General features: G+C 65.2%; 15 protein-coding genes. 12 read left to right on the forward strand and 3 right to left on the reverse strand.

The window, feature by feature from the left end:
- Positions 1 to 57: 57 nt before the first annotated feature.
- From CJ010_RS04965 to murA, 10 genes are read left to right on the forward strand one after another with little or no spacing between them, the layout of a single operon-like run.
- Positions 58 to 885 carry an ABC transporter ATP-binding protein gene (locus CJ010_RS04965; protein WP_141017010.1) on the forward strand — a complete coding sequence of 276 codons (828 nt, stop codon included), beginning with the start codon at positions 58 to 60 and terminating at the stop codon, positions 883 to 885.
- Positions 882 to 1,673, forward strand: a complete 792-nt coding sequence (gene mlaE, locus CJ010_RS04970) for a lipid asymmetry maintenance ABC transporter permease subunit MlaE (protein WP_141017011.1) — start codon at positions 882 to 884, stop codon at positions 1,671 to 1,673. Before CJ010_RS04965 ends, mlaE begins: the two co-directional genes overlap by 4 nt.
- Positions 1,673 to 2,140 (forward strand): outer membrane lipid asymmetry maintenance protein MlaD, encoded by a 468-nt coding sequence (gene mlaD, locus CJ010_RS04975; protein WP_141017012.1) that lies wholly within the window; start codon positions 1,673 to 1,675, stop codon positions 2,138 to 2,140. Before mlaE ends, mlaD begins: the two co-directional genes overlap by 1 nt.
- 26 nt (positions 2,141 to 2,166) lie before the next feature.
- A complete protein-coding gene (locus CJ010_RS04980) occupies positions 2,167 to 3,030 on the forward strand; it encodes a VacJ family lipoprotein (RefSeq protein ID WP_141017013.1) in 864 nt (287 codons plus the stop codon).
- Positions 3,031 to 3,035: 5 nt separating this feature from the next.
- Entirely contained in the window at positions 3,036 to 3,677 is a 642-nt protein-coding gene (locus tag CJ010_RS04985) for a phospholipid-binding protein MlaC (RefSeq protein WP_141017014.1), read from the forward strand.
- Entirely contained in the window at positions 3,674 to 3,955 is a 282-nt protein-coding gene (locus CJ010_RS04990) for a lipid asymmetry maintenance protein MlaB (protein ID WP_141017015.1), read from the forward strand. Before CJ010_RS04985 ends, CJ010_RS04990 begins: the two co-directional genes overlap by 4 nt.
- Before the next feature lie 7 nt (positions 3,956 to 3,962).
- Positions 3,963 to 4,862 (forward strand): ABC transporter ATP-binding protein, encoded by a 900-nt coding sequence (locus CJ010_RS04995; protein ID WP_141017016.1) that lies wholly within the window; start codon positions 3,963 to 3,965, stop codon positions 4,860 to 4,862.
- The gene (locus CJ010_RS05000; RefSeq protein ID WP_141017017.1) at positions 4,855 to 5,655 is read left to right on the forward strand and encodes an ABC transporter permease; all 801 of its coding nucleotides are present in this window, start codon (positions 4,855 to 4,857) and stop codon (positions 5,653 to 5,655) included. The genes CJ010_RS04995 and CJ010_RS05000 overlap by 8 nt, the downstream gene beginning before the upstream one ends.
- A 42-nt stretch (positions 5,656 to 5,697) precedes the next feature.
- Positions 5,698 to 5,955, forward strand: coding sequence for a BolA family protein (locus tag CJ010_RS05005; RefSeq protein ID WP_141017018.1), 258 nt, complete (start codon positions 5,698 to 5,700; stop codon positions 5,953 to 5,955).
- A 37-nt stretch (positions 5,956 to 5,992) separates the two neighbouring features.
- Entirely contained in the window at positions 5,993 to 7,243 is a 1,251-nt protein-coding gene (gene murA / locus CJ010_RS05010) for a UDP-N-acetylglucosamine 1-carboxyvinyltransferase (RefSeq protein WP_141017019.1), read from the forward strand.
- 46 nt (positions 7,244 to 7,289) lie between these two features.
- Here the strand turns inward: murA and rnk are convergent, their stop codons facing one another.
- Positions 7,290 to 7,697, reverse strand: a complete 408-nt coding sequence (rnk, locus tag CJ010_RS05015) for a nucleoside diphosphate kinase regulator (RefSeq protein WP_141017020.1) — start codon at positions 7,695 to 7,697, stop codon at positions 7,290 to 7,292.
- A 143-nt stretch (positions 7,698 to 7,840) separates the two neighbouring features.
- On the opposite strand from rnk, the gene hisG reads away from it, so the two are divergent.
- Together hisG and hisD are read left to right on the forward strand one after the other, a co-directional pair.
- Positions 7,841 to 8,485 (forward strand): ATP phosphoribosyltransferase, encoded by a 645-nt coding sequence (gene hisG / locus CJ010_RS05020; protein WP_141017021.1) that lies wholly within the window; start codon positions 7,841 to 7,843, stop codon positions 8,483 to 8,485.
- Positions 8,482 to 9,801: a histidinol dehydrogenase gene (gene hisD, locus CJ010_RS05025; RefSeq protein WP_141017022.1), complete on the forward strand. Its 1,320-nt coding sequence runs from the start codon at positions 8,482 to 8,484 to the stop codon at positions 9,799 to 9,801. The genes hisG and hisD overlap by 4 nt, the downstream gene beginning before the upstream one ends.
- Positions 9,802 to 9,855: 54 nt before the next feature.
- Here the strand turns inward: hisD and CJ010_RS05030 are convergent, their stop codons facing one another.
- Positions 9,856 to 11,031, reverse strand: a complete 1,176-nt coding sequence (locus CJ010_RS05030) for a pyridoxal phosphate-dependent aminotransferase (RefSeq protein WP_141017023.1) — start codon at positions 11,029 to 11,031, stop codon at positions 9,856 to 9,858.
- 124 nt (positions 11,032 to 11,155) lie between these two features.
- Positions 11,156 to 13,000, reverse strand: a complete 1,845-nt coding sequence (locus CJ010_RS05035) for a phosphoenolpyruvate carboxykinase (GTP) (RefSeq protein WP_141017024.1) — start codon at positions 12,998 to 13,000, stop codon at positions 11,156 to 11,158.
- Positions 13,001 to 13,041 lie beyond the last annotated feature (41 nt).

The raw sequence follows: 13,041 nt of genomic DNA on the forward strand, positions 1-13,041 counted from the left end.
CGGCGTCAGTCTGATAAACTGCGCCGTTTGCAAATCCAGCAGGAATTCCGCCCGGCAATGTCTCCGGCCTCGACTCCATCCGTTTCTCCGCCGCTTGTCAGTCTGCGCGAAGTCCGCTTCGCCTATGGCGAGCGCGAGGTGCTGCGCGGCATCGACCTCGAAGTGCACCGGGGGCAGGTGGTTGCAATCATGGGCGGGAGCGGCTGCGGCAAGACCACGCTGCTACGGCTGATCGGCGGGCAGCTGCGCGCCTCGGGTGGTGTCGTCGAGGTGGCGGGCGAAAACGTTGCCCGGCTGTCGAGCGGGGCCCTCTACGACATGCGTCGCCGGATGGGCATGCTGTTCCAGTTCGGCGCCTTGTTCACCGATATGACGGTGTTCGACAACGTCGCCTTTCCGCTGCGCGAGCATACGAATCTCGAACCTGGCTTGATCCGCGACCTGGTGCTGATGAAGCTCAATGCGGTCGGCCTGCGCGGCGCGCATGCGCTCAAGCCGGCCGAACTATCGGGCGGCATGGCGCGGCGGGTGGCGCTGGCGCGGGCGGTGGCGCTCGATCCGATGCTGATCCTCTACGACGAACCCTTCGCCGGCCTGGATCCGATCTCGCTCGGCGTGATCGGACAGTTGATCCGCAAGCTCAACGATGCACTGGGGGCGAGTTCGGTGATGGTGACGCACGATATCCACGAGTCGCTGGAGATCGTCGATTACGTCTATTTCGTGTCGGACGGCCGCATCGTCGCCAGTGGCACGCCCGACGAAATCCGCGCCTCGCGCGATCCTTTCGTGCATCAGTTCGTCCACGCCGAGGCCGACGGGCCGGTGCCTTTCCATTACCCGGCGCCGCCGATCGAGTCGCTGCTGGACGGGGGGCGGCGATGAACCGGTTGGCATCGACGTTGCGCCAGCTGGGCGCGATGACCATAGACGGCGTCTGGCGGCTGGGTTTCGCCGCGCGCTTCTTCCTGATGGTGCTGGTCTATTCCGGCCAGTCGGTGCGCAGGTTGAACCTCACCCTGCGCGAGATCTATTTTTCCGGCGTGCTGTCGCTGCTGATCATCCTGGTGTCCGGTCTCTTCGTCGGCCTGGTGCTCGGCTTGCAGGGCTACGAGACGCTGCAACGCTTCGGCTCCAGCGACGCGCTGGGCGTGCTGGTGGCGCTGTCGCTTACCCGCGAGCTCGGGCCCGTGGTCGCGGGGCTGCTGTTCGCCAGTCGGGCGGGGTCCGCAGTGACGGCGGAAATCGGCCTGATGAAGGCGACCGAGCAGCTGAAAGCGATGGACATGATGGCGGTCAATCCGATCGCGCGCGTCGTCGCGCCGCGTTTCTGGGGCGGAGTGATCTCGATGCCCCTGCTGGCCGCCATGTTCTCGGCGATGGGTGTGTTCGGCGGCTGGCTGATCGGCGTCGTCTTCATCGGCGTCGACGATGGCGCCTTCTGGTCGCAGATGCAGGCGGCGGTCGATATTCGCTACGACATCGTCAATGGCGTGATCAAGTCGTTCGTATTCGGGGTGGCGGTGTCCTTGATCGCGGTGTTCGAAGGTTACGATTGCACGCCCACCGCCGAGGGCGTGTCGCGGGCGATCACCCGCACCGTGGTGAGCTCCGCGCTGGTCATCCTCGCGCTGGATTTCGTGCTCACCTCTTTCATGTTCCGGGGGCAATGATGAGTCGTACCACGCTCGACCTGTGGGTCGGCATCTTCGTCGCGATGGGTTGCGCGGCACTGATCTTCCTGGCGATGAAGGTCGGCAATTTCTCCGGCCTCAACAACGCGGTGCTCTATACGATCGAGGCGCCGTTCGACAACATCGGCGGCCTCAAGGTGAGGGCGCCGGTCAAGAGCGCCGGTGTGCTGGTCGGGCGCGTTGCCGATATCCGCTTCGATCCGCAGAGCTATCGCGCGATCGTTCGTCTCGATCTCGACACGCGTTATCAATTCCCGCGCGATACGATTGCCACCATCCTCACCTCCGGGCTGCTCGGCGAGCAGTACGTGGGGCTGGAGCCGGGCGCGGACGCCGAGATGCTGGCCGCAGGCGACCGGGTGCAGATCACCCAGTCGGCCGTGGTGCTCGAGAAGCTGATCGGCCAGTTCCTGTTCAACAAGGCGGCAGAGCCCGCGGCACAGTGATGCAACTGCCAACACGGAGAACGAGCATGCCGTACCAGTCCCGCCCTCTGTCGCGGCACACATGTGTGGTGGTAGTCCTGTCTGCTGCCCTTGCCGGCGCCTGCGCGACGACCGCGCACAACCCGGTCGATCCGCTGGAAGGCTACAACCGCGCGATGTTCAGCTTCAACGACAAGCTGGACCGTGCGGTCATCAAGCCTGTGGCCGAGGTCTACCAGACCGTTGTACCGGATCCGGTCCGGACCGGAGTGGGCAATGTGTTCGGCAATCTCGGCGACCCCTGGATCGGTTTCAACAATCTGCTGCAGGGCAAGATTCCCGATGCCTTGAACGACCTGATGCGCTTCCTGGTCAATTCCACCCTGGGTTTCGTCGGTGTACTCGACATCGCGAGCGAGATGGGCTTGTCCAAGCACGATGAAGACTTCGGTCAGACACTGGGCGCCTGGGGCGTGGGCGACGGCGCGTATTTCGTGCTGCCCTTCTTCGGGCCGCGTACCCTGCGCGATGCTGCAGCCCTGCCGCTGGACGTGTTGGGTGACGATGTCTGGGCCATCCAGCATGTTCCGACCCGCAACAGCATGACGGCCTTGCGCGTGACTCATACGCGGTCGACCGCGCTTGGCGTTGAGAAAACCCTGGACGAAGGCACGCTGGACAAGTACGTCTATGTCCGCGATTTCTATCTCGAACAGCGTCGTTACAAAGTTTTCGATGGCAATCCGCCGCGTGTCTATGAAGATTTCAACGGCGACGAAGGTGCGCTGCTGATGCCGCAGACCGCAGCCGATACGGCAGCTCGGGCTGCGGTCGAGCGTCTTGAACTGTACGGAGTCGGCAACCGCCTGCTGGTGTCGGCGGGACCGTCCGTGAACGAATCTGAACGGTGAATGGTATGAGGAATTTTCTGGTGCGCCTGCGGATGGTCCTGATGGCCGTGGTATCGCTCGCGCTGACGCCGATGGCGCTGGCGGCAGACTCTGCTCCGCCGGACGTATTGGTGCGCGAGGTGACCAACGAGGTGCTCGCCATCGTGCGTCAGGACAAGGCCATCCAGTCCGGCGACACCGGCCGGGTGCTGAATCTGGTTGAAGAAAAGGTATTGCCGCACTTCAACTTCCGTCGCATGACCATGCTGGCGGTCGGGCGCGACTGGCGCCAGGCCAGCCCCGACCAGCAGAGCCATCTGGTAAGCGCCTTCCGCACACTGCTGGTACGTACCTATTCCAATGCGCTCACCCAGTACCGCGATCAGACCATAGACTTCAAGCCGGTACGGATGAGCGATGCCGACACCACGGTGCAGGTGCGCACCGAAGTGCGCCAGACCGGCGCCCAGCCCATCGGTATCGATTACACGCTCGAGAAGACGCCGGCCGGCTGGAAGGTGTTCGACGTGGTCGTGGCGGGCGTCAGCCTGGTCACCAATTACCGTGGCAGCTTCGGCGACGAGATCCGCAAGGGCGGCATGGACGGCCTGATCCGTTCGCTCGAGGAGAAGAACCGCTCGCTCGAATCCGGTGCGCCACGCGCATGAGTGCGATCGAGGCCGGCGTACTGAAGGTCAGCGGGCCGCTCACCATGCGCACTGCGCAGGAGTGGCGCCAGCGCGGCCAGACCGCTATCGCAGCTGGCGCACGCCGCATCGACTTCTCCGCGGTGACCGAGGCCGATTCTGCGGCATTGGCGGTGCTGCTCGAGTGGCAGCGGCTCGCCGGTGGCAAGGACGCGCTGAGCCTGGTCGGTTTGCCGGCCGGGCTGGCCAGTCTGGCCGAACTCTACGGTGTCGAATCCCTGCTGCCGATAGCCGCCTGAACACCCCATGTCCCTGCCCGCAATCCGCATTTCCGCCGTCACCAAACAGTACGGTGCGCTCAAGGCGCTCGGCGGCGTCGACCTCGAAATCCAGCAGGGCGAATTTTTCGGCCTGCTTGGCCCCAACGGCGCCGGCAAGACCACGCTGATCTCCTCGCTGGCCGGCCTGATCCGGCCCGACAGCGGCTCCCTCGAGGTGATGGGCTACAACGTCGTCAGCGACTATCGCAACGCTCGCCGTGCGCTCGGTGTGGTGCCGCAGGAGCTGGTGTTCGACCCCTTCTTCTCGGTGCGCGAACTGCTGCGCATCCAGTCGGGCTACTTCGGCATTCGCAACAACGACGCCTGGATAGACGAAATCCTCGCCAGCCTCGACCTGCTTTCCAAGGCCGACTCCAACATGCGTGCGCTGTCGGGCGGCATGAAGCGCCGGGTCCTGGTGGCACAGGCGCTGGTGCACCGTCCGCCGGTCATCGTGCTCGACGAGCCGACTGCCGGCGTCGACGTCGAACTGCGCCAGGGCCTGTGGCAGTTCGTGCGCAAGCTCAACCGAGACGGCCATACCATCGTGCTGACCACGCACTATCTGGAAGAAGCCGAAACCCTGTGTGGCCGCATCGCGATGCTGAAGGCCGGTCGCATCGTCGCGCTGGACACCACCGACAACCTGCTGCGCCGCTTTGCCACCCACAACCTGAGGGTGCGCGTCGAGCGCTCGGAGGTGGCGCTGGCGCTGGGTGGCGTTGCGGCGGGCGATGACGACTGGATCGAGTTCGGGTTCGACGCCTATGCCGATGTCGAGCAACTGCTGGCGCGCCTGCGCGAAGGGCAGGCGGGCATCGTCGAGTTGCAACTCGGCGAACCCGATCTGGAGCGGGTCTTCGTGGAGGTGATGCATCGTGCCTGAATCCCGCATCGAGGTGCAGACCGGCAGCGTTTCGCCTTTCACCGGCTTTCGCACCCTGCTCTACAAGGAAGTGCTGCGTTTCTGGAAGGTGAGCTTCCAGACGGTGATGGCGCCCGTCCTCAATGCCGTGCTGTTCCTGCTGATCTTCTCGCATGTGCTCGACCGCCACATCACGGTGTACGGCGAAATCAGCTACACCGCCTTCCTGGTGCCCGGCCTGGTGATGATGTCGCTGCTGCAGAACGCCTTCGCCAACAGCTCGTCTTCGCTGATCCAGAGCAAGATCACCGGCAACATCATCTTCGTCCTGCTGCCGCCGCTGTCGTATCGCGAGTTCTACGCGGCGTATGTGATCGCTGCCGTGCTGCGCGGGCTGTTCGTCGGCCTTGGCGTCCTGCTGGTATCGATTCCCTTTGTCGATCTTCAGCTTGCTCACCCGGGTTGGGTGCTGGCGTTTGCCCTCATGGGCGGCGCCATCCTCGGTTCGCTGGGGGTGATCGCCGGCATCTGGGCGGAGAAGTTCGACCAGCTCGCCGCGTTCCAGAACTTCCTGATCATGCCGCTCACGATGTTGTCCGGCGTCTTCTACTCGATCCATTCGCTGCCCGAGCTCTGGCAGGATGTGTCACACGTCAATCCGTTCTTCTTTATGATTGACGGCTTCCGTTATGGATTTTTCGGTCAGTCCGACGTGTCGCCGTGGTTGTCCTTCGGTGTCGTCGGGGTCTGTTTCGTATTGTTGGCCGTGCTCACCCTGGCAATGCTCGCACGGGGCTACAAGCTGCGCGGGTAAGGCTGTTCCGTGGGGCGGTCCGGCGTTTTTTGAGAGAGAACCATGTTCGACGCAAACGAAGTCAAGCGCCTCATCGAGCAGGGCCTGCCCTGTGAATTCGTTGCCATCGAGGGCGACGACGGTACCCATTTCACCGGCATCGTCGTCAGCTCGGCCTTCGAGGGCAAGCTGCCGGTGCGTCAGCACCAGGCGGTCTACGCTACGCTCGGCTCGCTGATGGGCAACGAGATCCACGCCCTGCAGCTGCAGACCTACACCCCCGCCAAGTGGGAAACGGTGCGCGGCGAGCTGGGCCTGTAAGAAGGCCGGCGCCAGCCGGCCCGTCATTCGAGGTTTCATGGACAAGTTGTTGATTGAAGGCGGTCGCCGGCTCTCCGGCGAAGTCGCCATTTCCGGCGCCAAGAACGCGGCGCTGCCCATCCTGTGCGCGGCGCTGTTGACGCGCGAGCCGGTGACCTTCACCAACGTGCCGCGTCTGAACGACATCGGCACGCTGCTCAAGCTGCTCGGCCAGATGGGTGTCAAGGTCGAGCGCGACGCCGACCGGGTCACGCTCGACGCGTCGCAGCTGGACAACCCGGTGGCCCCGTATGAGATGGTCAAGACCATGCGGGCGTCCATCCTCGTGCTCGGGCCGCTGGTCGCACGCTGCGGCGAGGCGCGGGTGTCGCTGCCCGGTGGTTGCGCGATCGGCGCCCGGCCGGTGGACCAGCACATCAAGGGTCTGCAGGCGATGGGTGCCGAGGTGGGCGTCGAGCACGGCTATGTGCACGCCAAGGTGCCGCGCCTGAAGGGCGCGCGTCTTTTCACCGACATGGTCACCGTCACCGGCACCGAGAACCTGATGATGGCGGCCTGCCTCGCCGAGGGCGAGACGGTGATCGAAAACGCTGCGCGCGAGCCGGAAGTGGTCGATCTGGCCAACTGTCTGGTGGCGATGGGCGCGCAGATTTCCGGTGCCGGTACCGACGTGATCCGCATCCGCGGTGTCGATGCGCTGCATGGCACGACCCATCGCATCATGCCTGACCGCATCGAGACCGGGACCTATCTCTGTGCGGCCGCGGTTACCGGTGGCGAAGTACGGCTGATTGGTACCTCGTCCTGCTATCTGGACGCGGTGATCGACAAGCTGATGGACGCGGGCTGCGAGATCGTGTCCGAGCGCGATGCGATTCGTCTTGTCGCTCCGGCCCGCCTCGCTGCGGTGAATCTTCGTACCGCGCCCTATCCGGCCTTCCCGACCGACATGCAGGCGCAGTTCATGGCGCTCAACTGCGTGGCGAGCGGCGTCGCGATGATCCGCGAGACCATCTTCGAGAACCGCTTCATGCACGCGGTAGAACTGCAGCGCTTGGGTGCCGACATCCGCATCGACGGCAACACGGCGGTGGTGCAGGGGGTCGAGCGGCTGCAGGGCGCCACGGTGATGGCGACTGACTTGCGCGCCTCCGCCAGCCTGGTGGTGGCGGGGCTGGTGGCCGAGGGCGAGACGGTGATCGAACGCATCTACCACCTCGACCGCGGCTACGAGCGGCTCGAAGACAAACTTGCCGCGCTCGGCGCCAGCGTCCGCCGGCTGAGCTGAGCCCGGACATGAACGGCCCCGGCAACGGGGCCGGTGCCGCGTTGGTTCAGAGCGCCAGGCAGCCGGCAGCCTCCGGCTGCCAAGTCACTTCCAGCACTTGCAGGCAGATGGTCTTGCCTTCCGGCGTGCGCCAGTCGATCGCCTGGCCGGCCGCCAGCCCGAGTAGCGCGCTGCCGGCGGGCGAAAACACCGAAACCTTGCCGGCGGTGCTGTCGGCATCCTTCGGGTAAGCCAGCGTCAGTTCGTATTCGCGGCCGGTGGTTTCCTCGCGGAAGCGGGCGCGGCTGTTCATGGTGATCACATCGGCCGGCATGTCTTCGGGATCGCGCACGTCGGCGCGTTCGAGCTCTGCGCGCAGTCCGTCCAGGTCGTTGCGGCCGCGGGCGGCCGGGGCGGCCAGCAGGCCTTCGAGGCGTTCGAGGTCGAGGGACGAGACGACGATTTCCGGTTTCATGGTTCCGGCTCCTGCACAAAGTCGAAGAAAAGACACAGCAAAGAAAAATGGCCGAGCCGCCGGAGCGGTTCAGCCAGGTGGCCGAAGGCTAACAGAAGGCGCGGCGGGTTACAATGTCGGCCCGATCCAGCAAGGTCCAGCCCGTGTCCAGTATCACCCTTGCCCTCTCCAAGGGCCGTATCTTCGAGGAAACCCTGCCGCTGCTCGCGGCTGCCGGCATCGTGCCGACCGACAATCCCGAAACTTCGCGCAAGCTCATCATCGGTACCAACCGGCGCGATGTGCGCCTGGTCATCGTGCGCGCCACCGATACGCCGACTTACGTACAGTACGGCGCGGCGGATCTCGGCATCGCCGGCAAGGATGTGCTGATCGAACACGGTGGGGCCGGGTTGTACCAGCCGCTGGATCTCAACATCGCGCGCTGCCGTCTGTGCGTGGCCGTGCAGAAGGGCTTCGATTACGCTGCAGCGACGCGCCCGGGCGGACGCATCCGGGTGGCGACCAAGTACATCAACAGTGCCAAGGCCCACTTTGCCGGCAAAGGCGTGCATGTCGACCTCATCAAGCTCTACGGCTCGATGGAACTCGCACCGCTGGTCGGCCTGGCCGACGCCATCGTCGACCTCGTCTCGACCGGCAATACGCTGCGGGCCAATAATCTCGAAGAAGTCGAGGACATCATGCCGATCAGTTCGCGCCTGATCGTCAACCAGGCCTCGCTCAAGCTCAAGCGCGAACTCATCCAGCCGGTGCTGGAGGCCTTTGCAGGAGCGATCAAGCCATGACGGATTCGTCCTTCGCCACCGCCATCCGCCGCCTCGACGCGCGCGAGCCGGAGTTTCTCTCCACCCTGGATGCGCTGCTCGCTTTCGAGAGCGAGGCCGACGAGCGCATCGACAGCGCCGTGACCGAGATCCTGCGCGCGGTGCGCAACACCGGCGACACGGCAGTGATCGAATACACGCGTCGCTTCGACCAGCTCGAGGTCAGGTCCATGGCGGACCTCGAATTGCCGAAGTCCGAGCTGCATGCCGCGCTCGACAGCCTGACCGTAGAGCAGCGCGAGGCATTGCGCATTGCCGCCGACCGCGTGCGCGTCTATCACGAGCGCCAGCGTGCCGAATCCTGGGACTATGTCGAGGCCGACGGTTCCCGCCTGGGCCAGAAGGTGACGCCGCTCGACCGCGTCGGCCTGTACGTGCCGGGTGGGCGGGCGTCCTACCCCAGTTCCGTGCTGATGAACGCGATTCCGGCCAAGGTCGCCGGCGTCGAAGAACTCATCATGGTGGTGCCGACGCCGCGTGGCGAGAAGAACCCGCTGGTGCTGGCGGCGGCAGCGATCACCGGCGTAGACCGCGTGTTCACCATTGGCGGCGCACAGGCGGTGGCGGCGCTGGCCTACGGTACCCAGACCATCCCGCAGGTGGACAAGATCGTCGGTCCGGGCAACGCCTTTGTCGCCGAGGCCAAGCGCCGGGTGTTCGGCACCGTCGGCATCGACATGGTCGCCGGTCCGTCCGAGGTGCTGATCATCTCCGACGGTTCCGGTCATGCCGACTGGGTGGCGATGGATCTCTTCGCCCAGGCCGAGCACGACGAGCTGGCGCAGTCCATCCTGCTGTGCACCGATGCGGACTTCCTGGACGCAGTGCATGCGGCGATCGATCGCCTGCTGCCGACGATGCCGCGCCGCGACACCATCGCCAAGTCGCTGGCGAATCGCGGCGCGCTCATCCACGTCGAAAGTCTTGAGCAGGCCTGCGCGATCGCCAACCGCATCGCACCGGAGCACCTGGAGCTGTCGATGGACAATGCCGAACGCTGGATCGATTCCATCCGCCACGCCGGCGCGATCTTCGTCGGCCACTGGGCGGTGGAGGCGCTGGGCGACTACTGTGCCGGCCCCAACCACGTGCTGCCGACCATGCGCAGCGCGCGCTTCTCGTCACCGCTGGGCGTGTACGACTTCCAGAAGCGGACCAGCATCGTGCAGATATCGGAGGCGGGCGCCCAGCATCTGGGCAAAGTGGCCTCCATCCTCGCGCACGGCGAGGGCTTGCAGGCCCATGCACGCTCCGCGGAGATGCGGCTCAAGGTCTGAGGGTGAGGTCGTTCACTTGAATGGACGGGGTGCCCAAGGGCGCCCCGTTTCGTTTCAGGGGCGCTGCAGGACCGTGGTGATGCGTTCGGCGGCTTCCAGCAGGCGTTCCTGTCGTGTCGTGTAGGCGATGCGCAGGTGACGGCGCGGGTGGTGATGGCCAAAGTCCAGGCCAGGGGTGGTGGCGACGCCGGCTTCCTCGATCAGGCGACGGGCGAGCGTTTCGCTGTCGTCCGCAAGCCCGGAAATGTCGGCGTAGATGTAGAAGGCGCCCTGCGGTTCGGTGGCGACGACGAAGCCCAGTTCGCGCAGCGCCGGCAGCAGCACGTCGCGGCGGGTGGCGAATTCGTGGCGGCGCGCTTCGAGGATTTCCAGCGTTGCCGGCTCGAAGGCCGACAGCGCGGCGTGCTGCGCCGGGGTCGAAGGCGCGATGAAGAAGTGTTGGGCAAGCTTCTCGATCTCGCGCACATAGGCCTGCGGCGCTACCAGCCAGCCCAGCCGCCAGCCGGTCATGCCGAAGTACTTGGAGAAACTGTTTACTACGAAGAGGTCGTCGGCCGCCGCAAGCGCTGCCTGCGACAGGACGGTGGAGGCGTCGACGCCATAGGTCAGGCCCTGGTAGATCTCGTCGACGATCAGCAGCCCGCCGCGCCTGTGGGTCGCGAGATGCAGTGCCCCAAGTTCGGCGCCGTCGAGCAGGGTGCCGGTAGGGTTCGACGGCGTTGCCACCATCAGGCCGAGCGTGCGCGCGGACCAGGCCGCGTCGACCGCCTCGGGCGCCGGCTGGTAGCGGCTCGCGGCGTCCACCGGCAGGGCTTGCGCCACGCCTTCGAAGCTGCGCACCAGGTGGCGGTTGGACGGGTAGCCGGGGTCGGGTAACAGCCATTCGTCGCCCGGATTGGTGGTTGCGGCGAGTGCCAGCATCAGCGCGCCGGAGGCGCCGGCGGTGACGATGATGCGCTCCGGCGCGACGTCGGCGCTGAAGCGGTCGCGGTAGAAGCGGGCGATGGCTTCCCGCAGTGCCGGCAGACCAAGCGCGGCGGTGTAATGCACGTCGCCGTCGGCGAGAAAGCGCCGGGCGGCTTCGACCATCGGCGACGGGGTGGGGAAGTCGGGTTCGCCGACCTCCATGTGGATGACGTCGCGGCCCGCCGCTTCCAGCTCGCGCGCGCGGCGCAGCAGCTCCATCACATGGAAGGGCTGGATGTCCCGGCTGCGATTCGAGAGATGCATGGCGTTTCCCTGCAGGACGGCTTCGACCTCAGGCTAGTCGAAAGCCGGCCGTCGAAAAAGTAAAAGCGCCGGCGTGCGGCGCTTTTACCGATTGTCACGGCAGCGTGGCCGCTGCCGCGGGGGGTCAGACGTTGAGGGCGAGCTCGAACAGTTCGCGCTTCAGGACCAGCTGCTTGGGCAGACGGTCCTGCAGCTTGTCGAACCATTCCTTGTGCAGCGCCAGTTCGGACTTCCAGGCATCGGCGTCGACCTGGGTGAGCGCATCGAACTCCTCCTTGGTGACGTCGGAGCCGGTCCAGTCGATGTCCTCGAACTTCGGCATCCAGCCCAGGGTGGTTTCCTTGGCGGCGACCTTGCCCTTGACGCGGTCGACGATCCACTTCAATACGCGCATGTTTTCGCCGAAGCCCGGCCACATGAACTGGCCTTCCTCGTTCATGCGGAACCAGTTAACGCAGAAGATCTTCGGGGTCTGCTCGACGACGTGGCCCATCTTCAGCCAGTGGTTGAAGTAGTCGCCCATGTGGTAGCCGCAGAAGGGCAGCATGGCGAACGGGTCGCGGCGGACCACGCCCTGCGCGCCGAAGGCGGCTGCGGTGGTTTCCGAACCGAGGGTGGCGGCCATGTAGACGCCGAAGTTCCAGTTGAAGGCCTGGTACACCAGCGGCACCGTGGTGGCGCGGCGGCCACCGAAGATGAAGGCCGAGATCGGCACGCCTTCCGGGCTTTCCCAGGCGGAGTCGATGGACGGGCACTGGCTGGCCGGGGCGGTGAAGCGCGAGTTCGGGTGGGCGGCCTTGCGACCGGTTTCGCGGGCGATTTCCGGCGTCCAGTCCTTGCCTTGCCAGTCGATGAGGTGGGCGGGCGCTTCCTTGCTCATGCCTTCCCACCACACGTCGCCGTCATCGGTCAGCGCGACGTTGGTGAAGATGATGTTTTCCTTCAGCGTCGCCATGGCGTTGAAGTTGGTCTTCTCGGAGGTGCCGGGGGCAACACCGAAGAAGCCGGCTTCAGGGTTGATGGCGTAGAACTTGCCGTCCTTGCCCGGCTTGATCCAGGCGATGTCGTCGCCGACGGTGGTGATCTTCCAGCCGTTGAAGCTTTGCGGCGGGATCAGCATGGCGAAGTTGGTCTTGCCGCAGGCCGACGGGAAAGCGGCGGCGACGTAGGTCTTCTCGCCCTCGGGGTTTTCCACGCCGAGGATCAGCATGTGTTCCGCCAGCCAGCCTTCGTCGCGCGCCATGGTGGAGGCGATGCGCAGCGCGAAGCACTTCTTGCCGAGCAGCGCGTTGCCGCCGTAGCCCGAGCCGTAGGACCAGATCTCGCGGGTTTCAGGGAAGTGGACGATGTACTTGGTGGTGGGGTTGCAGGGCCAGCGGCTGTCCTTCTCGCCGTGCGCCAGCGGGGCGCCGACGCTGTGGATGCAGGGCACGAATTCGCCGTCGGTACCGAGCACGTCGATGGCCCCCTTGCCCATGCGGGTCATGGTGCGCATGTTGGTCACGACGTAGGGGCTGTCGGAGATCTCGACGCCGATGTGGGCGATCGGGCTGCCGAGCGGGCCCATCGAGAACGGCACCACGTACATGGTTCGGCCGTGCATGCAGCCCTTGAACAGGTTGTTCAGGGTGCCGCGCATGGTTTCCGGATCTTCCCAGTTGTTGGTCGGGCCGGCGTCGTTCTTGTCCTTCGAGCAGATGAAGGTGCGGTCCTCGACGCGGGCAACGTCGGACGGGTCGGAGAAGGCGAGGTAGGAGTTCTTGCGCTTTTCCGGGTTCAGCTTGATGAGCATCCCGGATTCGACCATCTCGGCGCACAGGCGGTCGTATTCTTCTTGGGAGCCGTCACACCAGACTACGCTGTCGGGTTCGGTCAGGGCTGCGATGTCGGCGACCCATTTTTTCAGGCCTTCGTGGCGGACATACGCCGGGGCTGCAGCAATCGCTGCGTCGGAAAAGCGTTGATTCATGGCTTGGAGCTCTCCTCTCTCCTGATTGCGGATGCAGGCTT

Source organism: Azoarcus sp. DD4 (assembly GCF_006496635.1).
Lineage (GTDB): Bacteria > Pseudomonadota > Gammaproteobacteria > Burkholderiales > Rhodocyclaceae > Azoarcus.

Excerpts from the sequence above, each read along its gene's own strand:
- CJ010_RS04965 (WP_141017010.1), top strand. The coding sequence starts at position 58 with ATGTCTCCGGCCTCGACTCCATCCGTTTCTCCGCCGCTTGTCAGTCTG.
- mlaE (WP_141017011.1), top strand. The coding sequence starts at position 882 with ATGAACCGGTTGGCATCGACGTTGCGCCAGCTGGGCGCGATGACCATA.
- mlaD (WP_141017012.1), top strand. The coding sequence starts at position 1,673 with ATGAGTCGTACCACGCTCGACCTGTGGGTCGGCATCTTCGTCGCGATG.
- CJ010_RS04980 (WP_141017013.1), top strand. The coding sequence starts at position 2,167 with ATGCCGTACCAGTCCCGCCCTCTGTCGCGGCACACATGTGTGGTGGTA.
- CJ010_RS04985 (WP_141017014.1), top strand. The coding sequence starts at position 3,036 with ATGAGGAATTTTCTGGTGCGCCTGCGGATGGTCCTGATGGCCGTGGTA.
- CJ010_RS04990 (WP_141017015.1), top strand. The coding sequence starts at position 3,674 with ATGAGTGCGATCGAGGCCGGCGTACTGAAGGTCAGCGGGCCGCTCACC.
- CJ010_RS04995 (WP_141017016.1), top strand. The coding sequence starts at position 3,963 with ATGTCCCTGCCCGCAATCCGCATTTCCGCCGTCACCAAACAGTACGGT.
- CJ010_RS05005 (WP_141017018.1), top strand. The coding sequence starts at position 5,698 with ATGTTCGACGCAAACGAAGTCAAGCGCCTCATCGAGCAGGGCCTGCCC.
- murA (WP_141017019.1), top strand. The coding sequence starts at position 5,993 with ATGGACAAGTTGTTGATTGAAGGCGGTCGCCGGCTCTCCGGCGAAGTC.
- rnk (WP_141017020.1), bottom strand. The coding sequence starts at position 7,697 with ATGAAACCGGAAATCGTCGTCTCGTCCCTCGACCTCGAACGCCTCGAA.
- hisD (WP_141017022.1), top strand. The coding sequence starts at position 8,482 with ATGACGGATTCGTCCTTCGCCACCGCCATCCGCCGCCTCGACGCGCGC.
- CJ010_RS05030 (WP_141017023.1), bottom strand. The coding sequence starts at position 11,031 with ATGCATCTCTCGAATCGCAGCCGGGACATCCAGCCCTTCCATGTGATG.
- CJ010_RS05035 (WP_141017024.1), bottom strand. The coding sequence starts at position 13,000 with ATGAATCAACGCTTTTCCGACGCAGCGATTGCTGCAGCCCCGGCGTAT.